Origin of the sequence: Pseudomonas chaetocerotis, assembly GCF_015712105.2 — a bacterium.
GTDB classification, from domain to species: domain Bacteria; phylum Pseudomonadota; class Gammaproteobacteria; order Pseudomonadales; family Pseudomonadaceae; genus Aquipseudomonas; species Aquipseudomonas chaetocerotis.
Window position 1 is genome coordinate 1 of record NZ_JACFYX020000016.1, and the last position, 24,191, is coordinate 24,191.

Consider the following 24,191-nt stretch of genomic DNA (forward strand, 5'->3'; position numbering starts at 1 on the left):
ACACCCTGCGGGGCTGGGGTTTCTTCTCGGTGCGGGGGGAAACAACGGTTCGTGTCGGGTGCGCTGCGCGCACCGCTAATGACGCCGATATGCCGGTGCTCACGGTGAACCCTGCAGTGGATACGCTGCAGAGATCGCTCGTGCAAGTCGTCAGTGTTTGCCTCGAATTTAAGTGTGTGTTCGCTATGGTCGTCTTGTTCTGATGAATCACAGGCCATCAATGCGCGACTTCCTTCGGAATGATCTCGATTGATAACTCCTGATCCTTGCGATCCAACCAGACGTGGCGAGCACTAAGGCATTCTCCTATGCGTCAATCGAGTCGTATCACCTTCCGCTCTACTTTCCGCATCAAGATCAGCGATCGAGAAAGCGATACGCTGATCGGCTATGCGGGCGATGTTTCCGAATGCGGGATGAAACTGCTGAGCGATACGCCGGTAGAGCCGGGAAGCGAGCTGAAGCTACGCGTGCGCATGCGTGATCGTCAGGGAGAGATGCGCCAGGTGGATGTCAACATGGTCTGTCAGTGGTCGCAGGAGAATACCCGCACAGGCTTCTTCGAAGCCGGGCTGGCCTTGCAGGAGGAGACGGCCGAGTACGTCCGACTGATCGACGGTATGCGCAAAGTGCGCAAGGAAAAGGCCTAGGTGAGGCGGATGGAGGGGCGATGAAGGAGATCGCTCTGGCGCGGCAATCTTGTTATCAGGTCAGAGGGGTGGATGCGAAGAACATCCACCCGCGTGCTCGACGTTTGCTGATCAGCCCAACGTGCCGAGGATATTGACGCCCACTCTTTCCGGGATCTCGTTCTGCGACAGCACATGCAGGCCCGGGCTGAACACCCGCGCATACCGTGCCAGCAGCGGGCGTAGTTGCGGCATCACGGTAAGGATTGGCGGGTGCCCGTCCTTGCGCAACTTTTCCTTCACTACCGGCATGGTGTTCTGCAACTGATTGAGCAGGCTGGGTTCTACCGGGATGTTGTCCAGGCTCACCGGGCCGGCCTGCTGCGCGATGGCCAGGGCATTGAGCAGTGTATTTTCCAGCGCATTTTCGAGAATGAACACCGACAGCTCCTGGCGCTCGCCGGCGATCATGCCGACGATGCTGCGGCGCAGCGCGTAGCGCACGTCCGAGGCCAGCAATACCGGGTCCTTGGTCGATTCGCTGGCTTCCAGCAGCGTCGTGGCGATGGTGACGATATCCTTGAGTGGCACCTGCTCCTGCAGCAACTGGCGATAGACACGGTGTTGCTGGGTGTAGCTGAGCTGACTCTTCAGGCTGTCGGCCAGCTTCGGCGCCTGCACCTGAAGACGCTGCATCAGATGATCGACGTCGTCGTGCTTGAACACATCGGGCAGATGCTCGCGGATGACCTTGTTCAGGTGCGTAGCGATGACGCTGGCACAATCGATGACCTGGTAGCCGAGATTCAACGCACGCGCCTTGTCCTCCGGCTGGATCCACACCACCTGCATGCGGTAGGCCGGGTCGACACCGAGAATGCCGTCAATCTCGCCATAGAGCTCCGGTGAGGGGATAGCCATCATGCGATCGGCATGCAGCTCGGCGCTGTCGATCTTCTCGCCATTGATCTGGATGCTGTACTGCGATGCCTTGAGACGCAGGCTGTCGCGGATATGCACTTCTGGCAGCAGGAAGCCGAGGCTTTCCGATAGGGTCTGACGTACGCCGCGCACGCGCTGGGTCAGAGGCGCGCCGGCAGCTTCGTTGACCAGACCGACCAGTTTGTAGCCCAGCGACACGGACAGACGCTCGACCAGCGGGATGTCCTCCCACACCATGTTTTGCGCGCGTTCCTGTTCCATCGCCTTGCCCAATGCCTCGACCTGTTCGAGGCTGGCTGCTTCAGTGGGTGGGCCATTACGCGCCACCATCCAGGCGATGAAGGCCACCAGAGCGGCGAAGCTGATGAAAGCCAGGTGCGGCATGCCTGGCACCAGTGCCAGGGTGAATAGAATGCCGGCCACGGTGTAGAGCAGTGCCGGCTGGGCCAACAGCTGGCGGTTCACCTGCTGGGTGATGTCCGAGGATTCGTTGATTCGCGTGACGATGATCGCCGCCGCAGTGGACAGCAGCAGTGCCGGTATCTGCGCTACCAGGCCATCACCGATGGTCAGCAGGGCGTACTGCTGGAAGGCCTGGCCTGCGCCCAGGTCGTAGACGAACAGGCCGATGGCGAAGCCGCCGAACAGGTTGATCAGGAGGATCAGAATACCGGCGATGGCATCGCCGCGGACGAACTTCGAGGCGCCGTCCATGGCCCCGTAGAAGTCGGCTTCCTTGGCCACTTCCGCGCGGCGGCGCTTGGCTTCGTGCTGCTCGATCAGGCCGGCATTGAGGTCGGCATCGATGGCCATCTGCTTGCCCGGCAAGGCATCGAGGGTGAAGCGCGCGGTGACCTCGGAGATGCGCTCGCCGCCCTTGGTGATGACGATGAAGTTGATGATCATCAGGATCACGAACACCACCAGACCGACGATGAAGTTGCCGCCGATCACTACCTCACCGAACGACTCGATTACCTTGCCCGCCGCACCGGTGCCAGTATGGCCCTCGAGCAGCACCACGCGGGTCGAGGCTACGTTCAGACACAGGCGCAGCAGTGTGGTGATCAGGATCACCGTGGGGAACAGGGAAAAATCCAGCGGGCTCTTCGACGATACGCTGACCAGCAACACCAGGATGGCCATGGCGATGTTGAAGGTAAAAAGGGCATCGAGCAGCACCGGTGGCAGCGGCAGGATGACCATGGCCAGGATCGACAGGATCAGCACCGGAATACCGATACGACCGCTGCGGAAGGTGGGCGCGAGTTGCTGCAGTAGGTTCATGAATCAGCCCCTGTTGGCCAAGCTGTCGGGAATCGGGAGGTTGCTCGCCAGTTCTGGCTTGCTTCTGCGCCCCTGGCGCCAGGCCTTGAGCTGCAGGATGTAGGTCAGCACATGGGCCACGGCGGTATATAGCGGGGCCGGGATCTGCTGGTTGATCTGGGTGGTGAAGTAGATAGCGCGTGCCAACGGAGGAATCTCCACCACTTCGAGTGCGTGCTTGGTGGCCATCTGGCGCATGTATAACGCGGTTTCATCGACGCCCTTGGCCAGCACGAAGGGCGCTGCGGCCTTCTTGGTGTCGTACTTGAGCGCTACGGCATAGTGCGTCGGGTTGACGATGACCACGTCGGCGTTCTTGATCACCTTGCTGATCTGCCTCTGCAACATTTGCCGTTGCAACTGCTTGATGCGCGCCTTGACCTCGGGGCGACCCTCCTGGTTCTTGTGCTCCTCCTTGCGCTCCTGCTTGGTCATGCGCATCTTCTTGAGGAAGAAGTAGCGCTGCAGCGGGATGTCGATGAAGGAAAACACCACGAAGATCAGCATCAGGCACAGGGTCAGATTGAAGGTCAGGTTCAGGGCCGCCGAGATCGCCTCGAACACGCTGCTGCGTTGCAGCGCGATCAGGTCCGGGAGGGCCGCGCGCACCAGGACATAGCCGACACCGAGCAGCACCAGTACCTTGAGGATCGACTTGAGCAATTCACTCCAGTTCTGCGCCGAGAAGATTTTGCCCAGGCCGGTAATGGGATTGAGCTTGCTGAATTTCGGGGCGAAGTTTTTCGCGGAAAACACCCAGCCGCCTGGCACCAGGGACAGTGCTACCACCAGCACGGAGGTGAGCAGCAGGGGCGACAGCAGTTTGATGAACACCAGCATGTTGTAGCCAAGCAGGGTGTCGAGGTCATCCAGGCCGATCTCGCTATGCCCGAACTGGATGTACGACAGGCGGAAACTGTCGCTGAGCCCCTCCAGAAAAAGCCCGGCGCTGAACTTGAGGATGAACAGGGTGGCGATCAGCGAGATGGTGGTCGACAGGTCCTTGGAGCGCGCGACCTGGCCGTCATCCTTGCTCTTTTTCAGTTTGTGCGCGGAGGCCTCTTCCGTCTTTTCCTGGCCGCTGTTCTGCTCAGACATCGCCGCCCTCGCGCAGAATCACACCGATGCCGTTGAGCAGCTCGCGGGTCAGGTGCAGGTAGCTGTCGGGCAGATTGGGCAGAGTCAGATAGATGCACAGCAGGCCCATCAGAATGCTGATGGGAAAGCCCAGGGAGAACAGGTTCATGGCCGGCGAAATACGGTTGAGCAAGCCGAAGCAGAACTGCACCAGGGTCAGGCAGAACACCACTGGCAAGGTAACCAGCACGGCGGCGGCCAATACCCAGGCGAAGGCCTGCACGAAGCTTTGTGCGCCCAGGTAATGCAGGCCGCTGCCGACCGGCCAGAACAGGAAGCTCTGATACAGCACGCTGATGGTGACCAGGTGGCCGTCGATAGCGAAGAACAGCAGCACCAGCAGGATGAAGTACAGTTGGTAAATGATCGAGGACGACGACACGCCGTTCACCGGGTCGTTGTAGCGCGCCATGCTCATGCCCATCTGCGTCGACACCACCTCACCGACCACCATGAAAATGGTGAACACCAGTTGCAGGGTCAGTCCCAGCAGCACGCCGAAAGCGATCTGTTCCAATGCAGTCATCAGGCCCTTCAGTGAAAGCGGGTCGATCTGCGGCATGTCCGGCAGCGCGGCGCCAAGGGCAATGCTCAAGGCCAGGGCGAGGAGGATGCGCACGCGCACCGAGACTGTCTTGTGATTGAACAGTGGCGCCATGCTGAGCAGGGCAACGATGCGGCAGAACGGCCACCAATAAACCTGCAGACTGGTCAGATACTGGCTGGCATGCAGCACGGGTTCGGACATGCTTCAGCCCACCAGATGCCCGGCCTGCTTGAAGGTTTCTATGAACAGATCCCCCAGCGTGCGCAGGATCCAGTGGCCGGCGAACACCAGCATCGCCAGAGTGATCAGCAGGCGCGGGAGAAAGCTGAGCATCTGTTCGTTGATCTGCGTGGCCGCCTGGAAAATACTCACCAGCAGGCCACCGAGCAGGCTCGGTACTACCAGTACACAGACGATCAGGCCAGTGATATAGACCGCGTGAGCCACCAGCTCGGCGGCATGTTCGGGCGTGAGCATCGCGTAGCCTCGCTAATAGGGCTGAATACTGGTGGTGAGGGTGCCGACCAGCAGCGCCCAGCCATCGACCAGAACGAAGATCATCAGCTTGAACGGCAGCGAGATCATCATCGGCGAGAGCATCATCATGCCCATCGCCATCAGTACGCTGGCCACCACCAGGTCGATCACCAGAAAGGGTACGAAGATCATGAAACCGAGCTGAAAGGCGGTCTTCAGCTCACTGAGTACGAAGGCCGGCAGCAGCAGGGAGAAGTCCAGTTGGGCCAGGTCCTCGGGCATTTCCTCACCCGCGAGGGCGACCAGGGTTTCCAGCGAGTTCTTGCTGGTCTGTGCCAGCATGAACTGGCTGATGATGCGCTTGCCTTCGCCCAGGCCCTGTTCGAGGCTGATCTGGTCGGCTTCGAACGGGACGTAGGCCTCGGTGTACATCTCCTGCCATACCGGTCGCATCACCAGCAGCGTGAGGCACAGGGCGATGCCGACCAGCACCGGGTTGGGCGGGCTCTGCTGCAGGCCGATGGCCTGCCGCAGGATGGCCAGGACGATGATGAAGCGGGTAAAGCAAGTCATCATCATCAACATGGCCGGGAGAAAACCCAGCAGCGTCATGATCAGCAGGATCTGCAGCTTGACGCTCAGGGTCTGGCCATCTTCGGTGTCGTTGAAGTTGAACAGGGTGATGTCGCCGCCGGCCGCCGTTGCCAGCAACGGACAGCACAGGGCTGCCAGCAGCAGGCCGGATTGCAGCAGACGGCGCAGCATCACACGCCCAGCCCGCTGAGGCCGCTACCGGATAGCTCGACGATGCGCAGGCCGTAATTGCCGTTCATCACCACCACTTCGGCCTTGGCGAATAGTGCGCCGTTGACCTTCACATCCAGCGGTTCGCCGGCCAGCTTGTCGAGGGCGATCACGCTGCCGGCGTCGACGTCCATCAGTTCCTTGAGAGTGATCTCGGTGGAAGCCACTTCCAGGGTGACGTTAACCGGGATCTTGCCGAAGAAGCTCAGGTCCTGCTGCGGCAGGCTGGCAGGCGCTTGCTCCGGGGCAGAGTCACTGACGGCCTCATCGAGATTGAGGCCGGCGTCGTTGATCAGGCTGTCGAAATCGTTATCGGAAATAGGGCTGCTCATGGGGTCTTCATGCTCTCAAGAGAAGTCAGGAACAAGGAGCCGTCGTCTTCGAAGATGGCGCCGCGAAACAGCTTCTGCTGGTTGATCTGTACATCGCAGCGCTCCAACAGGCGCATCGGCAGGATGTCGCCGGGGCGCAGGGCAAGCACTTGCGACAGTGGCATCTGCAGGCTGGCTACCACGCAGTCCAGGCGTACCGGCAACTGACGAATCTGATTGAGCGAGTTGCCGCCCTGAGTCACCGGAGCCGGGGTCGTGAGGCGGCTGGTCAGCTCATCGACCAACTGTGTATCCAGATAGATGAAGATTGATGCCTGGCTGCCGGTGATATGGCTGGTGAAGTGGAACTCTGCCACGTACTCCCAGGCTGCTTCTTCATAGGTGTTGTCGTAAGGCTCGAGCTTGCCGAAGGTCTGGCCGGCGAGAATCGAGCGGGCGAACAACTGGGTCACGTCCATACCCAGGCGCGTACGCATGCGCTGCTCTGACGTACTCACTGGCGGCGCTTCGTGGTTGGGCAGGCAGGTGCCGCCGTAGTAACACTCCAGCGCTTCAGTCAGCAGGGCGCGGTCCATGGCGAAACCGACCTTGCCCAGTGCCGAGCGATACAGGCACTCGGCCTCTTTATTCACGTGCTCGTGAACATCGACGCGCAGCAGTTCGAGATTGATCCGATAGTTACGCAGAAAGTAGTCACTGATAATGCGTGGATACTTGCTGGAGAGCTCGCGAATATAGTGGGGGATCTTGTGGTAATGCCGGCCAAGTTTCTGCGGTTTCAACCGGGTCAGACTGTCGGCGGGCACGCCATGAAGGACTTTTTTAATCCCGGTCATGTTGTGGGCTGTATTCCTGGTTGTAACTGCGCGTGCACCATCGAGCAATTCGATAGGCGTGCAGAGAATATTTTGATATGCCGGCGGGCTTTGGCAGCAGTGCCTTGGCCATGGCGTCGAATTCACCCGGGAATAAGCACGCAGGCCCGTGATGACGAGGAGGAGTCTAGGCTGAGGGAGGGCGAGAAATTAAATCAATAGATATCAAATGCCGTTTTTGATAGCGATTTGCCGGCATTGATAGGAAATAACAACAAGTAATTCGGCGGTTTTCTGTGCGCTTGTTAACGTTTGCGCCGTGATCCGTTGCGCGTATGTATGGCACGCCGTTAAGTGCTGCCGAAGTTGACCAATACAAGCGACGGAAAGTTTCGAAAGATTAAGGGGCCGCGTGAAAAAAATCTGTCATCTACTTGGCAGTTTTGCACACAGGGTCGAATGCCGCCGCCGGGCTCATGAAAGACATCGGGTGATTTACCTTGAAGCATTCAACTCAAACGGTAAGTTACGCCTGCGACGAGTTGTTCAATGAACAGCTGGGGCAGCAATATATAGTCGTGATCGGTCAGGCCGATGCGGCCAGCGAGCGCCTGTTGACCGGTGGTCTGCTACGCCAGGGCTTTCAGGTACGCCGCTTCGCCAGCTGCCTGGAGCTTGACCCGCGCGCACTGGAAGCTGCCAGCCTGGTGCTGGTGTTCGTCAGCAGCCTGGCGGGCAATACCCTTTATGCACAGGTAGACGCCATCCTGCGCCAGGTTGGTCGCGTGGGTGTCGTGCCGGTCGTGGAGTATGCCGACCAAGAGAAAGCTGCAGCCTTGCTCGAACTGGGCTGTGTCGACTACCTCCTGGCACCTTTCAGCGAAGCCCAGCTCAGTGCGCTGCTGCGCCGTCAGGAATCGGCCAGCGCTGGCGAAGAGGGATTCGTTTCCTGCTCGCAGGCCGGCCGCCGTTTGCTGGCCATGGCTCAGCGCGTGGCCATGACCCGCGCGCCCATCCTGATCACTGGCGAGACCGGCACCGGAAAGGAGCTGATGGCTCGCTACATTCACCGCTTTTCCGCGCAGGATGATGCGCCCTTCATCGCCGTGAACTGTGCGGCGATACCCGAGCAGATGCTCGAATCCATTCTCTTTGGCCACGAAAAGGGTGCCTTCACCGGTGCCGTGAGTGCTCAGCCCGGCAAGTTCGAGTTGGCCAATGGCGGCACGCTGTTGCTCGACGAGATCGGTGAACTGCCGCTTGGCCTGCAGGCCAAGCTGTTGCGCGTGTTGCAGGAGCAACGCGTCGAGCGTCTCGGCGGGCGCCGGGAAATTGCCCTGGACGTGCGCATCATCGCGGCCACCAACCGCGATCTGCAGTTGGAGGTGGCAGAGGGCCGTTTCCGCGCCGACCTGATGTTCCGTCTCGATGTACTGCCGCTGCACATCAGCCCACTGCGTGAGCGCAGGGAGGACGTGCTGGCTCTGGCGCGGCGCTTCATCCGCCAGTACGCCCCGCAGGACGCTCGTCACGAACTGCTCACCGAAGATGCCTGTCGCGCGCTGCTGGCGCATGACTGGCCGGGCAATGTGCGCGAGCTGGAGAACTGCCTGCAGCGTGCGCTGATTCTGCGCAATGGCCTGTACATCCAGGCTCAGGATCTGGGCCTCAGCGTACCTGTGACTAGCGTGCCTGAGCAGGCGCCACGTCTGCAGCCGCAGGCGCTCGAAGGTGGCAAGGCAGCCTTGCGAGCGAGCGGCAAGTGGGCCGAGTACCAACATGTGATCGACACCATCCGCCGTTTCGGTGGGCACAAGACCAAGGCCGCCGAAAGCCTTGGCATGACCCCGCGCGCACTGCGCTATCGCCTCAACGCCATGCGCGAGCAGGGCGTTCAGATTCCCGTCTAGGAGAAGCAAAGGATGAATTCGATTAGCCAGGTGCAGCATGACCTGCTGGGCCGCATGGAACAACTCAAAAGCCTCAGCGAAGCGACGCCGATCAAGCCGGCGCAGGCTTTTGCCGTGCAGCCCGGCGAGCGAGGTTTTGCCGCTGCTTTCGACCATGCGGTGCGCGCCGTGGACGCGCAGCAGCATCGTTCCGGCGAGCTGATGGCCGCGGTCGACAGCGGGCAGAGCGATGACCTGGTGGGGGCGATGATCGAGAGTCAGAAGGCCAGCGTTTCGTTCAGTGCCCTGATGCAAGTGCGCAACAAGCTATCCAGCGCTTTCGACGACATCATGAAGATGCCGCTGTAAGCGGATTGGGGGCTGACGCGTGCTGCAGACCATAAGAAGCAAGCTGCCTGAACACGGGCTGAAACTCGATCCACGCATGACCCTGATCGGCCTTGCGCTGGTCGCCGCCTTGCTGGCGGTCGGTGTGGTGTTCTACCTCTGGCGCGACCAGGGCTCTTTCCGGCCATTGTATGGCAGTGGCGAAGCCTATCCGGCCGCTGAGGTGATGCAGGTGCTCGACGGTGAGGCGGTCGTCTACCGCCTCCATCCACAGAGCGGTCAGGTTCTGGTGCGCGAGGATCAGCTTGGCCGCGCGCGCATGCTGCTGGCAGCCAAGGGCGTGCAGGTCAAGGTGCCGGCCGGCTACGAGCTGTTCGACAAGGACGAGCCGCTGGGCACCAGTCAGTTCGTCCAGGATGTGCGCCTCAAGCGCAGTCTGGAGGGCGAACTGGCGCGTACGGTGATGGCGCTCAAGGGCGTGGAAGGCGCGCGCGTGCACCTGGCGTTGCAGGAGAGCAGCTCCTTCGTGGTCGGCAAGCGTGATCCGGGCAAGGCCTCGGTGATGCTGCAGCTGGCACCTGGCTACAAGCTGGCGCCGGAGCAGGTCAGCGCCATCGTCAACCTGGTGGCTGGCAGCGTGCCGCAGCTCGATGCGGGCAATGTTCAGGTCGTCGACCAGTACGGCGCGCTGCTGTCGCGCGGTATCGACACACTGGGCGGCCCGGTGCAGAACTGGCAGGTGGTCGACGACTACCAGAACAAGGCCGTGACCAATGCCGAGGCGGTGCTGGCGCCGGTGCTCGGCGGTGGCAACTACCGTATCAGCGTGTCTGCCGACATCGATTTCAGTCAAAAGGAAGAAACCTTCCAGTCCTACGGCGAGACGCCGCGCCTGCGCAACGAAGTGCTGCGCGACGAGAGCGTGCTCGATCAGTTGGCACTCGGTGTTCCCGGCGCGTTGGCCAACCGTCCGCCACAGCCTGCGCCGGAGCCGCCTGCCGATCAGGCGCAGGCGGGCGCTCAGGCGGAGCCTGCCAATCCGGCGGCGACCTCGCTGCGCAAGGAGTCCAATCGCCAGCTGGATTACGACCAGAGCGTCACTCACGTCAAACACGCGCCCTTCAGTCTGCGTCAGCAGAGCATCGCCGTGGTGCTCAATGCCGCCGTGGCGCCGGAGGGTGGCTGGACGCCCGAGGCGCGCGCCGAGCTTGAGGCGATGATCAAGAGCGCTGTGGGTTTCAACCAGGCGCGCGGTGATCTGCTGACGCTGAGCGTGTTCCCCTTCACCGATGTCGGGATCAGCGGTGCCGGTGAGGAGCTGCTGCCCTGGTGGGAAAACGCCAAGGTGCATGACCTGGCCAAGCTCGGCGTGTTCGCCCTGATCAGCCTGTTGCTGTTGCTGATGGTGGTGCGTCCTGCGGTGCGCAGCCTGAGCCAGCGCAGCCAGCCTGCTACGCCGGTGGCGGTCGAGGGCGACGAGCAGCTCGCGCTGCATGCCGAGCGCGCAGCGGAGCGCCTGCTGGCGCGTGTTGGCGATGATGCGCCTGGCGCTACCGTGCTCGGCGAACTCAGCCCCCTGTCGGAGATTCGCCTGCCGGCGCCTGGCTCGGGCCTGGAGCTACAGATCGAACACCTGCAGATGCTGGCCAAGAACGATCCCGAGCGTGTCTCGGAAGTCATCAAACAGTGGATAGGGCGTAATGAACGAGACCTCAACCCAGCCTGACGGCCGCGGCGGCTCCACCGCCCAGGAAATGCGCATGCGCGTGCAGAAGCGATCGCTGAGTACCTCCGAGCAGGCCGCCATTCTCATGCTGAGCATGGGCGACGAGATTTCTGCCGGCGTGCTCAGGCATTTCTCGCGCGAAGAGATCGTCAGCATCAGCCAGGCGATGGCGCGGCTGTCCAACGTCAAGCAACCGATGGTTTCCGACGTCATTGGTCGCTTCTTCGAGGACTACAAGGAGCAGAGCAGCATCAAGGGCGCCTCGCGCGGCTACCTCGACGGCATGCTCAGCAAGGCGCTGGGCAGCGAAATCACCCGCTCCCTGCTCGACAGCATCTACGGCGAGGAGATCCGCGCCAAGATGGCCAAGATGGAGTGGCTCGACCCGAAGCAGTTCGCCGCGCTGATCGCCAAGGAGCACGCGCAGATGCAGGCGGTATTCCTCGCCTTCCTGCCGCCGGGCATGGCCAGCGAAGTGCTGGAATGCATGCCCAAGGAGCGCCAGGACGAGCTGCTGTATCGCATCGCCAACCTCAACGAGGTCAACAGCGACGTCATCGCCGAGCTGGAGCAGTTGATCGAGCGCAGCCTGGCCGTGCTCAGCACGCAGGGCTCGCAGGTGCGCGGGGTCAAGCAGGCGGCGGACATCATGAACCGCTTCAAGGGCGATCGCGGGCAGATGTTCGAACTGCTGCGCGCCCATGACGATCAGTTGGTCGAGCGCATCGAGGATGAAATGTACGACTTCTTCATCCTCTCGCGGCAGAACCAGGACGTGCTGCAGGCGCTGCTCGAAGCCGTGCCGCTGGAAGAGTGGGTGGTCGCCCTCAAAGGGGCCGAGCCCGAGCTGGTACGCGCCATCACCGGCGCCATGCCCAAGCGCCAGGCCCAGCAGATGGAGTCGATCAACCGGCGCCAGGGCCCGGTGCCGTTGAGCCGTGTCGAGCAGGTGCGCAAGGACATCATGGCCGTGGTACGCGAAATGTCGGCCAGCGGCGAGCTGCAGGTGCAACTGTTCCGCGAACAAACGGTGGAATGAGATGACGGTCAAGGTAATCAGCGGCGACGTCCGCTCGTGGCGCGCCTATCGCTTCCCCCCGCGCAGCAGCCAGCCAGCCGTGGACTGGAGCGGCGATGCCGCCGGCCTGCAGCGGGCCATGGCCGATGGCTTTCAACAGGGCATTGAGAAGGGTTACCAGGATGGCCTGCAGCAGGGCGAGGAAGCCGGGCGTCAGGCTGGCTTCGAGCAGGGCCGCGACGAGGGGCTGAAGCTCGGACGCGAGGAGGGTCGCAGTGAAGGCCGCCGCGAGTTCGAGCTGGCCGCCCAGCCGCTGCAGCAGATCAGCGAGAAGCTCGAACAGTACCTTGGCGAGCTGGAGCACAAGCGCCGTCAGGAGCTGCTGGAACTGGTCAAGAAGGTGTCGCAGCAGGTGATCCGCTGCGAGCTCACGCTGCATCCGACCCAACTGCTGGCGCTGGTCGAAGAGGCGCTGACCAGCATGCCCGGTGAGCCCGAGGACGTGCAGGTATTGCTCAGTCCCGAAGAGTACGCGCGGATCAGGGCGCTGGCACCGGAGCGCGCGGCGAACTGGAAGTTGGTGGCCGACGAGCGCCTGGCGTTGGGCGAGTGCCGCGTGGTCACGCCGCAGGCCGAAGCCGACGTGGGTTGCCAGCAGCGCCTGGACGCCTGCATCGACACCCTCGCCGAACATCTGCACCTGACCGAAGCCTGAGCGGGAGCAGACTCTGATGCTCGACTACAAACTCGACGAAGCGCTGCGCTCGCTCGATGGCGTGCAGCTGGCCAAGGTGGCCGGGCGCCTGGTGCGGGTCTCCGGCATGCTGCTGGAGAGCCTCGGCTGCCAGCGCAGCACCGGCCAGCGTTGTCGCGTCGAACAGGCCGACGGCAGCCTGCTGGATGCCCAGGTGGTCGGCTTCAACCGGGATATCACCTACCTCATGCCGTTCAAGAAGCCAGTCGGCCTGGCCGCCGGCTCACGGGTATTCCCGGCCAAGGACGAAGCGCTGCTGCAGATCGACGAGTCCTGGCTAGGGCGCGTGGTCAACGGTCTCGGCGAGCCGCTGGACGAGCGCGGCAAACTCAGCGGACGCGACCCATTGCCGGTCGAGCTGCCCAGGGTCAACCCGCTCAGACGTCGCCCGGTGGAGGCTGCGCTGGACGTCGGCGTGCGCGCCATCAATGGCCTGCTGACCCTCGGCAAGGGGCAGCGCGTCGGTCTGTTCGCCGGCTCCGGGGTGGGCAAGAGCGTGCTGCTGGGGATGATCACCCGGCAGACCAAGGCCGATGTGGTGGTGGTCGGGCTGATCGGCGAGCGCGGTCGTGAGGTACAGGAATTCATCCTGCATTCCCTCGGCGAGGAAGGGCTGCGCAAGGCCGTGGTCGTCGTGGCGCCAGCCAACGAATCACCGCTGATGCGCCTGAAAGCCACCGAGCTGTGCCACAGCATCGCCGCCTATTTTCGCGATCAGGGCCAGGACGTGCTGCTGCTGGTCGACTCGCTGACCCGCTACGCCATGGCCCAGCGCGAGATCGCCCTGGCCCTCGGCGAGCCGCCAGCCACCAAGGGCTATCCGCCGTCGGTATTCGGCATGCTGCCGGAACTGGTGGAGAGCGCTGGCAATGGTGAGAGCGGCAGCGGCAGTCTCAGTGCCATCTACACCGTGCTGGCCGAGGGCGACGACCATCAGGACCCGATCGTCGATTGCGCGCGGGCGATTCTCGACGGCCACATCGTGCTCTCAAGGCGTCTGGCTGATGTCGGCCACTACCCGGCCATCGATATTTCCGCTTCGGTCAGCCGCTGTATGAGTCAGGTCGGTGAAGCGGCACATCTGGCGGCCGGGCGTCAGTTCAAGGAGTTCTACAGCACCTTCGAGAAGATCAAGGAGCTGATCCCGCTCGGCGGCTACACGCCGGGTATGGATGCCAAGACCGACCGCGCCGTGCAGCTGGCGCCCAGCCTCGAACGCTTCCTGCGCCAGGAGGTCGGCAGTGGCGCCGAACTCGGCGCCAGCATCGCCACTTTGCAGAGCATCATCAAATGAAAGAACAGCTGGAAGTACTCGGACGTCTGGCCAGTTTGCGTGGCAATCGTGTGCAGCAGATGCTCGGGCGGGTCAGCTATCAGCAGAATCTGTGTCAGCGTTATCGCAACAACATCACCGGGCTCAGCCGTTTGTGCGGTTTCAGTGTGCCGATGACCACGCCACTGCAGCGCGACAATCAGCAGCGCTACAAGGCGACACTGTACAAGATGGTCGAACTGCAGCGCCGCGAGCTGGCGCTGGCCGAGGAGAATCTGGCGCGCATTCAGCGTGAGCTGCTGGCGGCGATGCGCAGCGAGAAGGTCATCACCCAGTTTCTCGAAGGCAAGATGGGCGAGTGGCAGGATCTGCTTGCCCGTCAGGAGCAGAAGATCCAGGATGGCCTGGCCGCGCAGGCCTGGTGGCGAACCCAGGTCGGTTAATTTTTACCTGACGCGTTTAAGTTCTTGTCGCGCCCGGTCGCTCTTAGGCCATAACACCACGCGAGTTGGATTCGAATCATGGAAATAAGCAGGCACCTCAAGCCCAGCCTCAACCCGGCCAGCGACGCTCCGGCACAGGTACAGAGCGCCCGTGCGCAGTCGAGCGGCAATGCTCGTGCGAGTGCCAGCCAGGAGCCGCGCCTGGAACAGCTGCAAGACGCTCTGCGCAGCCTGCCCGAAGTCGACCTGGACAAGGTTGCCCAGCTCAAGGCCGCGCTGGCCCGCGGCGAACTGAGCAGCGATCCTGCCGCGTTGGCCGGCAGCATGCTGACCTATCACAGCGGTAGCGATGCGTGATCACCGCGCGTGAGCAACAGCTGCTTCTGGTCGTCGAACAGGACCTCGAGCAGGACTGCGCCGGCTATCTGGTCCTGCGCGGGCTGATGCAGGAGCTGTATCAGCAGTTGCTCAAGCGCGACAGTCAGCAGATCGATCTGCTCAACGAGCAGATTCTGCCGCTGGTCGACCAGGCCAAGGCACGTGCCGAACGCCGCAGCAAAGTGCTGGCTGCCTTTGCGTTGGGCAGCGGTCATAGCGCCATGCAGAAGCTCCTGGCGCGTTATCCACAGAGCCAGCGCAATCACCTTGCCCACACCTGGGAACAGCTCGGTCAACTGGCCGGCCAGTGCAAGCGGCTGAACGAGCGCAACGGCAAGCTGCTGGCCATGCACCATGAAATTCTCGAGCAGCTGCTAGGCGAGCCGGGCTCGGCGCAGCTGTACGCGCCGCAGCCGTATTGAGTAGTTTGGCCTTTTAGGGGCGGCGATCCGTATTGGTCCAAGCTGAACGCCGTTGGTGGCTGAGCATCATTGGTGGGCTGAAGCCCACCCTACCGGCCTCAAGCGCGGGCAGCCTTGCAGGGTGAGCTTTAGCCCACGTGGATCATTGCCGGCGGGCTGAAGCGGATCGCCGCCCGGCCCACCCTACGCTCCTGCAGCCAATGTCGCGGTCTCAAAGCGCCTGCCACGCCGTGTTAGACTCGCGCGCTTCCGATCCGTGGTGATTTCTCTCCGTGCCTCACGCCGCTCTCGCTCATCCGCCGCGCTGGCTGACCAATGCCCAGTTGCATCCGCAGCCTTTTGCCGGCGTGCGCGACTGGTTGTTCAACGAGGATTCGCTGACCCGGCGCTTGACTGCGCTGTCCGCTGATGGCTTCTCGGTGACGCCGCTGCAGCAGGGCTGGCAGCGCCTGCGCGTTGACGAGTGCGCGCTGCTCGGCGTGGCCGATGGCAGCCAGGGCTGGGTGCGCGAGGTGTATCTGCGCGGTCATGGGCAGCCCTGGGTGTTCGCCCGTAGCGTTGCCGCGCGCAGCGCGCTGGAAGGCTCAGGACTGAATCTGGCGGAGCTGGGCAGTCGCTCGCTGGGTGAGTTGCTGTTCAGTGACCGGGCCTTCGATCGCGGCGAGTTGCAGGCCTGCCGCTATCCGGCGGCCTGGCTGCCGGAAGCTGTGCGCGAAGAGCGTCTGTGGGCGCGCCGCTCATGCTTCAGCCGTGGTGCGCTCGGTGTATTGGTGGCCGAGGTGTTTCTCCCGGCCTTCTGGCAAGCGGCGGGTATCGAGGCGTAGGGTGGAAAACTGCGAAGCGTTTTCCACCCGCCATCTGTGCGAGGTTCCACGGGCCGAAAGCGCACCGTAACCGCGCGGCGGTAACGCTGGATGGATAAAGCGCCATCCACCTTGCGTCGGCAAGCCCCGTATAATCCGCGCAACCTGCACGGAGACGCTTAGATGTACACCCGCCTGTTGCAATCGACCACCCGCCTGCACCCGCGCGCCTGGGACTTCATTCAGCTGATGCGCCTGGACAAGCCCATCGGCATCTATCTGTTGCTGTGGCCCACCTTGTGGGCGCTGTGGGTGGCAGCCGAAGGCGTGCCGAGCGCGAAGAACCTGTTCATCTTCGTCGCAGGCGTGATCCTGATGCGCGCCGCCGGTTGCGTGATCAACGACTATGCCGATCGTGATTTCGACGGTCACGTCAGCCGCACCAGGGCGCGTCCGCTGGCCAGCGGCAAGATCAAGCCGCGCGAGGCGCTGGTGCTGTTCGCCGTGCTGGTGGCGCTGAGTTTCGTGTTGGTGCTGTTCACCAATGCCACCACCATCTGGCTGTCATTCGGCGGCCTGGCCCTGGCCGCCTGCTACCCCTTCATGAAGCGCTACACCTTTTACCCACAGGTGATGCTTGGCGCGGCCTTCTCCTGGGGCATGCCGATGGCCTTTACCGCAGAAACCGGCAACCTGCCGCCGGAAGCCTGGTTGCTGTATATCGCCAACCTGCTGTGGACGGTTGCCTACGACACCTACTACGCCATGGCTGATCGCGAGGACGACCTGAAGATCGGGGTGAAGTCCACAGCCATTCTGTTCGGGGACGCCGACCGGCTGATCATCGCCATCCTTCAGGGACTGGCGCTGCTTTGCCTGCTACTGGCTGGTGCACGTTTCGAACTGGGCCTGTACTTCCATCTTGGCCTGCTGGTGGCCGCCGTCTGCTTCGCGTGGGAGTTTCACGTGACCCGTCGGCGTGAGCCGTTGGTGTGCTTCAACGCCTTCCTGCACAATCATTGGGCAGGGCTGGCGATCTTCGTCGGTATCGTGCTGGACTACGCGTTACGTTAAGCGCTGCCGCGCACCTGTCATATCGCTGCAATAATTTCGTTATCTAATGCGGCGCAGACAGTTGAACGAACCGAGGCAGGACCATGGTTGGCAAGAACATCCTGATCGTCGATGACGAAGCACCGATCCGCGAGATGATTGCGGTAGCCCTGGAAATGGCCGGTTATGAGTGCCTGGAGGCGGAGAATACCCAGCAGGCCCACGCCGTGATCGTCGACCGCAAACCCGATCTGATCCTGCTCGACTGGATGCTGCCTGGCACCAGTGGCATCGAGCTGGCCCGACGCCTCAAGCGTGACGAGCTGACCAGCGATATCCCGATTATCATGCTCACAGCCAAGGGTGAAGAGGACAACAAGATCCAGGGCCTGGAAGTCGGCGCCGACGACTACATCACCAAGCCGTTCTCACCGCGTGAGCTGGTGGCCCGCCTGAAGGCCGTACTGCGCCGTGCCGGACCCAGCGACAGCGAGGCGCCGATCGAGGTTGGTGGCCTGCTGCTCGACCCCATCAGTCACCGCGTCACCATCGACGGCAAACCTGCCGAGATGGGCCCGACCGAATATCGCCTGCTGCAGTTCTTCATGACTCACCAGGAGCGTGCCTACACCCGCGGCCAACTGCTCGATCAGGTCTGGGGCGGCAACGTCTACGTCGAGGAGCGTACCGTCGACGTGCACATCCGCCGTCTGCGCAAGGCGCTCGGTGATGTTTACGAAAACCTGGTACAAACCGTGCGCGGGACTGGGTATCGTTTCTCCACCAAGGGTTGATCGCTAGCGCGGTGTTTCTGCGCCCACGTTCTTCTGACAAGGATGCGCTCCATCGTGAATCAAGACTGGCGTGGCGCCGTGGTGCGCCGCCTGTTGCTGCTGGTTGGCGCCTGCCTGCTGCTCGGTTTCATCACCGGTGAATATGCCTGGGTGCTGGCCTGCGGCCTGGCCATTCATCTGGGCTGGACCCTCAGCCAACTGCTGCGCCTGCACAAATGGCTGCGCGAGCATAAACCCGACGAGCCACCGCCGGATGGTTACGGTCTGTGGGGCGAGGTGTTCGACAGCATCTACCACCTGCAACGCCGTAACCAGAAGGCGCGTGGCCGCTTGCAGGCGGTCATCGATCGCGTGCAGGAGTCCACGGCCGCCCTCAAGGACGCCGTGGTGATGCTCGACAGCCAGGGCAACCTGGAATGGTGGAACCGCGCAGCGGAAACGCTGCTGGGCCTGAAAACCCCGCAAGACAGTGGCCAGCAACTGGCCAACCTGGTGCGCGACCCGCGTTTCAAGGACTACTTCGAGCGCGGCAACTACGCCGATGCCCTGGAGATTCCTTCACCGATCAATGATCGTCGCCGTTTGCAGTTCCATATCACCCGCTACGGCAACCGCGAGCACCTGCTGCTGGTGCGTGACGTTACCCGCCTGCATCAGCTGGAACAGATGCGCAAGGACTTCGTCGCCAACGTCTCCCACGAGCTGCGTACGCCGCTGACGGTGATCGCCGGTTATCTGGAGACGCTTCTGGACAACGTCGAGGCGGTCAATCCGCGCTGGCTGCGCGCATTGCAGCAGATGCAGCAACAGGGTGCGCGCATGCAGACCCTGCTCAATGACCTGCTCTTGTTAGCCAAGCTGGAAGCCACCGATTACCCCTCGGACAACCAGCCGGTCGCGGTGGATCTGATGCTGCTGTCGATCAAGAACGACGCTCAGGCCCTGTCCGGCGATCAGCAACATCGCATCAGCCTGGAGGCCGACCCTCATCTCAAGCTCAAGGGCAGCGAGGCGGAGCTGCGCAGCGCATTCTCCAACCTGGTGTTCAACGCGGTGAAGTACACCCCGGCCGGCGGTGACATCCGTATTCGCTGGTTGAGCGACGAGAAGGGTGCGCACTTGTCGGTCAGCGATTCCGGTATGGGCATCGAGGCCAAGCACTTGCCTCGACTGACCGAGCGCTTCTACCGCGTCGATTCGAGCCGCGCCAGCAACACGGGTGGCACCGGGCTGGGCCTGGCCATCGTCAAGCATGTGTTGCTGCGTCACCGTGGCAACCTGGAGATCAGCAGCGTGCCGGGCAAGGGCAGCACCTTCACCTGCCATTTTGCCCCGGCACAGGTGGTGCAGCGTGCGCGCTGAGTGCTTGCATTCGACGCGGCGAAGCTCCAACCTCTAGCGATCATTGGCCAACCCGAACCTTCATGGACCCCTCCACGAGTCTCCCCGCTTCTGCTTACCTCGCCGACTTCGGCCTCATGCTGTTCGCCCTGTTTCTGGTCCTGCTCAACGGTTTCTTCGTCGCCGCCGAGTTCGCCATCGTGCGCCTGCGCGCGACCAAGGTCGATGCCCTGGCCGAGGCCCATGGCTGGCGCGGACATATCCTGCGCACCGTGCACAACCAGATGGATGCCTATCTGTCAGCCTGTCAGTTGGGCATCACCCTGGCGTCGCTGGGTCTTGGCTGGGTCGGTGAGCCTGCCTTCGCCGAGCTGCTTACCCCGCTGCTGGTGGCGGTTGGCGTGGAGTCACCCAAGCTGATTCATGGCATCGCCTTCTTCGCCGCGTTCTCGATCATTTCCTACCTGCACATCGTCATCGGTGAACTGGCGCCCAAGTCCTGGGCAATTCGCAAGCCCGAGCTGCTGTCGCTGTGGACGGCCGCGCCGCTGTACGCCTTTTACTGGATGATGTACCCGGCGATCTTCGTGCTCAACGCCAGCGCCAACGCCATCCTGCGCATCGCCGGGCAAGGCGAGCCGGGGCCGCACCACGAGCACCACTACAGCCGTGAAGAGCTCAAGCTGATCCTGCATTCCAGTCGCGCCACCAGTGACAACGACCAGGACCTGCGCGTGCTGGCTTCGGCGGTCGAGCTGGGCGAGCTGGAGGTGGTGGACTGGGCCAATTCGCGTGAGGATCTGGTTTTCCTGGAGCTCAACGCCACCCTGGATCAGGTGTTCACCACCTTCCGCCGCCACAAGTACAGCCGCTACCCGATCTTCGATGAGAGCAAGGGCGAGTTCGTCGGCGTACTGCATATCAAGGACTTGCTGCTGCACCTTTCGCTGCTGGAGATGTTGCCGTCAGCACTCAAACTCGCGGATCTGATGCATCCACTCGAGCGGGTCAACCGGCATATGCCGCTGTCGCAGCTGCTCGAGCAGTTCCGCCAGGGCGGCGCGCACTTTGCCTTGGTCGAAGAGGCCGACGGCAAGGTGATCGGCTACCTGACCATGGAAGACGTGCTCGAAGCACTGGTCGGTGATATTCAGGACGAACACCGCAAGGCTGAGCGCGGCATCCTCGCCTACCAGCCGGGAAAGCTGCTGGTGCGCGGTGACACGCCGCTGGCCAAGGTCGAGCGCCTGCTCGGCGTCGACCTCGACCACATAGAGGCCGAGACCCTCGCCGGGTTGATCTACGAAACTCTCAAGCGCATGCCTGACGAAGAGGAAGTTCTGGAAACCGACGGCCTGCGCATTATCGTCAAGAAGATGAAGGGGCCCAAGGTGGTTCTGGCCAAGGTGGTCAAGCTGGATTGATCGCTCCTGTCCTGCGCCTGGCAAGTTCATGCAGACGCGATCACTGACTTCACTCGACCTTCGACGTCACCGTGGCGCACAACCGTTGCAAGCTCACGATGGACGCAGGCGGACATGAGTCCGTCGCTCTACCCAGCCTCTGACTGGCCTGCCCGGTCGCATCTGGCCAGCTGCGGCCCGATCCAGTAGGGTGTGACCCCGTCTCCCCGAGAGCAGCTGCCAGTCACTTGGCGTTGTCCGGGGCGGTATGGTCAGGGTCGACTTCTACGGGTTCGAACGCTCCTGAACCTTCTGAATCAATGATGACGGCCATCGGGCCGTTGTCTCATTTGTGTCGCGAGGAATCACAGCATGAGTGCACCAGTCGTCATCGTCGGCACCGGTCTGGCCGGTTACAACCTGGCCAAGGAGTGGCGCAAGCTCGACACTCAGACGCCTCTGCTGCTGATCACTGCTGACGACGGTCGCTCCTATTCCAAACCGATGCTGTCCACCGGCTTTGGCAAGAACAAGGATGCTGACGGCCTGGCCATGGCCGAAGCGGGCGCCATGGCCGCGCAGCTCAATGCGGAAATTCGCACCCATACCCGCATCACCGGAATCGACCCCGGCCACAAGCGTTTGTGGATCGGTGAGGAAGCCGTGCCATACCGCGACCTGGTACTGGCCTGGGGTGCCGAGCCGATTCGCGTGCCGGTAGAGGGTGATGCCCAGGATGCGCTGTTCCCGATCAATGACCTGGAAGACTACGCGCGCTTTCGCCGCGCCGTGGCCGGCAAACGTCGGGTGTTGATCCTCGGCGCCGGCCTGATTGGCTGCGAGTTCGCCAATGACCTCAGTGCAGGCGGTTACGAGGTCGAGTTGCTGGCGCCCTGCGAGCAGGTGATGCCCGGCCTGCTGCATCCGGCTGCGGCCTCTGCCGTGCAAGCCGGGCTGGAGGGTCTGGGTGTGCGTTTCCATCTCGGCCCGGTGCTGGCCAGCCTCGACCGTCAGGGTGAGGCGCTGCACGCGTCGCTGTCCGACGGCAGCCTGATCCAGTGTGATGCGGTGGTCTCGGCTGTCGGTCTGCGTCCGCGCATCGCGCTTGCCGCCGCGGCCGGGCTCGACGTCAATCGTGGTGTGATGGTCGACCGTCAGCTGCGTACCTCGCACGCCAATATCTACGCCCTGGGTGACTGCGCCGAGGTCGATGGCCTCAACCTGCTCTACGTGATGCCGCTGATGGCTTGCGCCCGGGCGCTGGCCAAGACCCTGGCCGGTGAGCCGACGGCGGTCAGCTACGGGCCGATGCCGGTGACGGTAAAGACGCCAGTATGCCCGCTGGTGGTCTCGCCGCCGCCGCGTGGCAGCCAGGGTGAATGGACGGTAGAAGGTAGCGGTCGTGACATCAAGGCGCTCTGCCGCGAGGCTTCAGGAGCACTGCTCGGTTATGCGCTGACCGGCGCTGCCGTTCAGGAGAAACTGGCACTGAACAAGGAGCTACCGGCGCTGCTGGCATGATTGCCTGCCGTTCTGTCGGATACGCCACGAAATTGCCCGGTTAAAGTGGCGGGCGAGACTGGCGCAGTGCGATGCGGCATGCCATTCTCCCAAGGGTCTGCCGCAGCGCAGAGCTGTTGCGGCGCCTTGGGCGCTGTTCTGGAAGGACAGCACGGACACAACAACAAAAAACCGTCAAAGAGGCATCTATGCGTAAACCGGAACTCGCCGCCGCCATCGCCGAAAAGGCTGATCTGACCAAGGATCAGGCCAATCGTGTACTCAACGCCGTACTGGAAGAAATCACTGGTGCACTGAACCGTAAGGACAGTGTGACCCTGGTTGGCTTCGGTACTTTCGTCCAACGCCACCGTGGCGCCCGTACTGGCAAGAATCCGCAAACCGGTCAGCCGGTGAAGATCAAGGCCAGCAACACCGTCGCCTTCAAACCGGGCAAGTCCCTGAAGGATGCGGTCAACTGAGCCCGTTACCCGGAGCCGCTCGGCTCCGGGTTCCCCTCGCTTCATCACGTCTGCTCACTTATCTTAGAGACCTTGTGCACCTGACTCGCGGTATCTCGCGGTGCGCACGGCGCACCCTACTTTCCTGGTTCGGCAGCCATGCTTTGGACAGGCTGTAGTCCTGCAAGAAAACCACTACAATGCGCGGCCATCATCTTCGATCACGAGGCCCTGTGCATGAAATTCCGTTTTCTCCTGTGGATGCTGGGCCGTCTGATGGCCAAGGCCAGTCGTGAAAACCCGGCGTTCCGCCAGCAGCTCGAAGGTCGCGATATGGTTTTCCAGCTGCACACGCTGGACGGCAAGGTCGCGCGCCACTTCATCGTGGCCGGTCAGCGCGTGACCAGCAAGCGCGGCACAGCCACGGCCCCGGCATTCGCCATCGGCTTCAAGGACGCCGCCTACGGCTTCGACACCATGACCGCGAAGAACAAGCAGCTGGCCTTCATGCAGGGCATCCAGAACAAGGACATCCAGATCCAGGGCAATCCGGCGCTGGTGATGTGGTTCCAAGGCCTGACCAAGTACCTGATGCCGAAGAAGAAGGCCGAGGCGCCAAAAAAGGCCGCCTGATTGGCACTGATGTGCGTCGCGGCTGGCCGCGACGCTGCGCTTTGGTTAGGCTTCCAGGCACGTTACTGTGGAAAACCTGACCATGCGTCTTTTCCTGTTACCCCTGCTGTTGCTGGCCGCCACCACGGCGCGGGCCGAGTCGGCGTCTGCCAAAGTGCTGTTGCCCCTGTTCGAACTCGCCGGTATCCATCTGCTGTGCGAACAGAGTGCGCCGTTGCTGCAGCGCGGCCAGGATGAAGCCGAGCAGAAGCGCCTCGCGCAGTTGTTCGCTGGCGAGGTCTTTTGTCTGGACCTGGCCAGGCGAGTCGCTGCTCGCTTCGATGCGGTGCAGGGCGAACAGGCTCGTGAACGTCTCGATAGCCCGCTGGCGCAGCGCTTCACTGCCGCAGAGCGTGCGGTCGGTGAGCAACCCGAAGGCTTGGCTGAATACCGCGAGCGCCTGCAGGAGCAGCCTCCACGAGGCACGCGTCTTGATCTGGTAAAGCGTCTCGATGCTGCCGCCCGCACGACCGATCTGGCCAGCCTGCTACGTTACGAAGTCGGCAAGACCCAGGCATTGTTGGCGCTAAGGGCGCGGGGTGAGAACCTCAGCGAGGCCGAACTGCAGGCGCAGACGCAGACCCAAGCGAACGCCATTCGCCAGTCCAGCGAGCAGGCGGTGGAAACCTTCATGTTCTATGCCTACCGGCAGATGCCCAGCGATCAACTCGCCGAGTATGCGGCGCTCTACGAGCATTCCAGCGTCAGTCAACTGCTCGCTATCAGCCTGGAAGTGGTGCCGCAGCTATTCTCTGAACGTCGTGAACAACTGCGCCAGGCAGCAGGCAAGCCGTAGGGCGGCCCGGAACACCGGCCGCCAGGAGCGAAGCGAACAGCCCGCCGGTTCGCAAGCAACTGCGCCAGACGGCAGGCAAGGACTCAGGGGCAGGGGGTGGGAACCTGA

Annotated in this window: 27 protein-coding genes; 20 read left to right on the forward strand and 7 right to left on the reverse strand. The window is 62.5% G+C overall.

Translation table 11 applies throughout. The features are described from left to right. Together H3221_RS22710 and H3221_RS22715 are read left to right on the forward strand one after the other, a co-directional pair. The coding region (locus H3221_RS22710) for a hypothetical protein (RefSeq protein WP_224490761.1) at positions 1-203 on the forward strand (203 nt) is incomplete at its 5' end. Positions 204-308: 105 nt separating this feature from the next. Further along, positions 309-650, forward strand: a complete 342-nt coding sequence (locus H3221_RS22715) for a PilZ domain-containing protein (protein ID WP_160018759.1) — start codon at positions 309-311, stop codon at positions 648-650. A gap of 111 nt (positions 651-761) precedes the next feature. Here H3221_RS22715 and flhA read toward each other — a convergent pair whose 3' ends face one another. Genes flhA through H3221_RS22750 form a run of 7 tightly spaced genes read right to left on the reverse strand, consistent with a single transcriptional unit; the run spans position 762 to position 7,030 of the window. Continuing rightward, on the reverse strand, positions 762-2,858 hold the full coding sequence (gene flhA / locus H3221_RS22720) for a flagellar biosynthesis protein FlhA (protein WP_196476189.1): 2,097 nt from the start codon (positions 2,856-2,858) through the stop codon (positions 762-764). A gap of 3 nt (positions 2,859-2,861) precedes the next feature. Further along, a complete protein-coding gene (flhB, locus tag H3221_RS22725) occupies positions 2,862-3,995 on the reverse strand; it encodes a flagellar biosynthesis protein FlhB (protein ID WP_196476190.1) in 1,134 nt (377 codons plus the stop codon). After that, positions 3,988-4,782 (reverse strand): flagellar biosynthetic protein FliR, encoded by a 795-nt coding sequence (gene fliR, locus H3221_RS22730; protein ID WP_196476191.1) that lies wholly within the window; start codon positions 4,780-4,782, stop codon positions 3,988-3,990. The genes flhB and fliR overlap by 8 nt, the downstream gene beginning before the upstream one ends. A gap of 3 nt (positions 4,783-4,785) precedes the next feature. Next, on the reverse strand, positions 4,786-5,058 hold the full coding sequence (locus H3221_RS22735) for a flagellar biosynthetic protein FliQ (protein ID WP_037051071.1): 273 nt from the start codon (positions 5,056-5,058) through the stop codon (positions 4,786-4,788). A gap of 12 nt (positions 5,059-5,070) precedes the next feature. Continuing rightward, positions 5,071-5,823: a flagellar type III secretion system pore protein FliP gene (gene fliP / locus H3221_RS22740; protein ID WP_196476192.1), complete on the reverse strand. Its 753-nt coding sequence runs from the start codon at positions 5,821-5,823 to the stop codon at positions 5,071-5,073. Further along, positions 5,823-6,194, reverse strand: coding sequence for a flagellar motor switch protein FliN (gene fliN, locus H3221_RS22745; RefSeq protein WP_045735562.1), 372 nt, complete (start codon positions 6,192-6,194; stop codon positions 5,823-5,825). Before fliN ends, fliP begins: the two co-directional genes overlap by 1 nt. Then, the gene (locus H3221_RS22750) at positions 6,191-7,030 is read right to left on the reverse strand and encodes a FliM/FliN family flagellar motor switch protein (RefSeq protein WP_196476193.1); all 840 of its coding nucleotides are present in this window, start codon (positions 7,028-7,030) and stop codon (positions 6,191-6,193) included. Before H3221_RS22750 ends, fliN begins: the two co-directional genes overlap by 4 nt. A 479-nt stretch (positions 7,031-7,509) precedes the next feature. On the opposite strand from H3221_RS22750, the gene H3221_RS22755 reads away from it, so the two are divergent. The 18 genes from H3221_RS22755 to H3221_RS22840 all read left to right on the forward strand — a co-directional run bounded on the left by H3221_RS22755 (position 7,510) and on the right by H3221_RS22840 (position 24,083). Further along, a complete protein-coding gene (locus H3221_RS22755; protein ID WP_196476194.1) occupies positions 7,510-8,919 on the forward strand; it encodes a sigma-54 interaction domain-containing protein in 1,410 nt (469 codons plus the stop codon). A 12-nt stretch (positions 8,920-8,931) separates the two neighbouring features. Beyond that, positions 8,932-9,267, forward strand: a complete 336-nt coding sequence (locus H3221_RS22760) for a flagellar hook-basal body complex protein FliE (protein WP_196476195.1) — start codon at positions 8,932-8,934, stop codon at positions 9,265-9,267. A gap of 19 nt (positions 9,268-9,286) precedes the next feature. After that, positions 9,287-10,972 (forward strand): flagellar basal-body MS-ring/collar protein FliF, encoded by a 1,686-nt coding sequence (gene fliF, locus H3221_RS22765; protein WP_196476196.1) that lies wholly within the window; start codon positions 9,287-9,289, stop codon positions 10,970-10,972. Then, complete coding sequence (locus tag H3221_RS22770; RefSeq protein ID WP_192985531.1) at positions 10,947-12,011, forward strand: FliG C-terminal domain-containing protein; 1,065 nt, start codon at positions 10,947-10,949, stop codon at positions 12,009-12,011. The genes fliF and H3221_RS22770 overlap by 26 nt, the downstream gene beginning before the upstream one ends. Before the next feature lies 1 nt (position 12,012). Then, positions 12,013-12,705 carry a flagellar assembly protein FliH gene (fliH, locus tag H3221_RS22775; RefSeq protein WP_196476197.1) on the forward strand — a complete coding sequence of 231 codons (693 nt, stop codon included), beginning with the start codon at positions 12,013-12,015 and terminating at the stop codon, positions 12,703-12,705. 16 nt (positions 12,706-12,721) lie between these two features. Then, positions 12,722-14,038: a flagellar protein export ATPase FliI gene (gene fliI, locus H3221_RS22780; RefSeq protein WP_017676087.1), complete on the forward strand. Its 1,317-nt coding sequence runs from the start codon at positions 12,722-12,724 to the stop codon at positions 14,036-14,038. After that, complete coding sequence (locus tag H3221_RS22785) at positions 14,035-14,460, forward strand: flagellar FliJ family protein (RefSeq protein ID WP_072426154.1); 426 nt, start codon at positions 14,035-14,037, stop codon at positions 14,458-14,460. Before fliI ends, H3221_RS22785 begins: the two co-directional genes overlap by 4 nt. A 78-nt stretch (positions 14,461-14,538) precedes the next feature. Further along, the gene (flgM, locus tag H3221_RS22790) at positions 14,539-14,817 is read left to right on the forward strand and encodes a flagellar biosynthesis anti-sigma factor FlgM (protein ID WP_196476198.1); all 279 of its coding nucleotides are present in this window, start codon (positions 14,539-14,541) and stop codon (positions 14,815-14,817) included. Then, entirely contained in the window at positions 14,814-15,260 is a 447-nt protein-coding gene (gene flgN, locus H3221_RS22795) for a flagellar export chaperone FlgN (protein WP_196476199.1), read from the forward strand. Before flgM ends, flgN begins: the two co-directional genes overlap by 4 nt. Before the next feature lie 272 nt (positions 15,261-15,532). After that, positions 15,533-16,084, forward strand: coding sequence for a chorismate--pyruvate lyase family protein (locus H3221_RS22800; protein ID WP_196476200.1), 552 nt, complete (start codon positions 15,533-15,535; stop codon positions 16,082-16,084). A 162-nt stretch (positions 16,085-16,246) separates the two neighbouring features. Further along, positions 16,247-17,137 carry a 4-hydroxybenzoate octaprenyltransferase gene (gene ubiA / locus H3221_RS22805; RefSeq protein WP_196476201.1) on the forward strand — a complete coding sequence of 297 codons (891 nt, stop codon included), beginning with the start codon at positions 16,247-16,249 and terminating at the stop codon, positions 17,135-17,137. Positions 17,138-17,220: 83 nt separating this feature from the next. Further along, positions 17,221-17,910: a phosphate regulon transcriptional regulator PhoB gene (gene phoB / locus H3221_RS22810; protein WP_072426159.1), complete on the forward strand. Its 690-nt coding sequence runs from the start codon at positions 17,221-17,223 to the stop codon at positions 17,908-17,910. A 42-nt stretch (positions 17,911-17,952) separates the two neighbouring features. Continuing rightward, positions 17,953-19,272, forward strand: a complete 1,320-nt coding sequence (gene phoR / locus H3221_RS22815) for a phosphate regulon sensor histidine kinase PhoR (protein WP_196476202.1) — start codon at positions 17,953-17,955, stop codon at positions 19,270-19,272. A 62-nt stretch (positions 19,273-19,334) separates the two neighbouring features. Continuing rightward, entirely contained in the window at positions 19,335-20,675 is a 1,341-nt protein-coding gene (locus tag H3221_RS22820; RefSeq protein WP_196476203.1) for a hemolysin family protein, read from the forward strand. A gap of 351 nt (positions 20,676-21,026) precedes the next feature. Further along, entirely contained in the window at positions 21,027-22,175 is a 1,149-nt protein-coding gene (locus H3221_RS22825) for an NAD(P)/FAD-dependent oxidoreductase (RefSeq protein ID WP_196476204.1), read from the forward strand. A 188-nt stretch (positions 22,176-22,363) separates the two neighbouring features. Beyond that, positions 22,364-22,636 carry an HU family DNA-binding protein gene (locus H3221_RS22830; protein WP_003242571.1) on the forward strand — a complete coding sequence of 91 codons (273 nt, stop codon included), beginning with the start codon at positions 22,364-22,366 and terminating at the stop codon, positions 22,634-22,636. 216 nt (positions 22,637-22,852) lie between these two features. Next, the gene (locus H3221_RS22835; protein WP_196476205.1) at positions 22,853-23,248 is read left to right on the forward strand and encodes a helicase; all 396 of its coding nucleotides are present in this window, start codon (positions 22,853-22,855) and stop codon (positions 23,246-23,248) included. Positions 23,249-23,330: 82 nt separating this feature from the next. After that, positions 23,331-24,083: a hypothetical protein gene (locus H3221_RS22840; protein WP_196476206.1), complete on the forward strand. Its 753-nt coding sequence runs from the start codon at positions 23,331-23,333 to the stop codon at positions 24,081-24,083. Positions 24,084-24,191 lie beyond the last annotated feature (108 nt).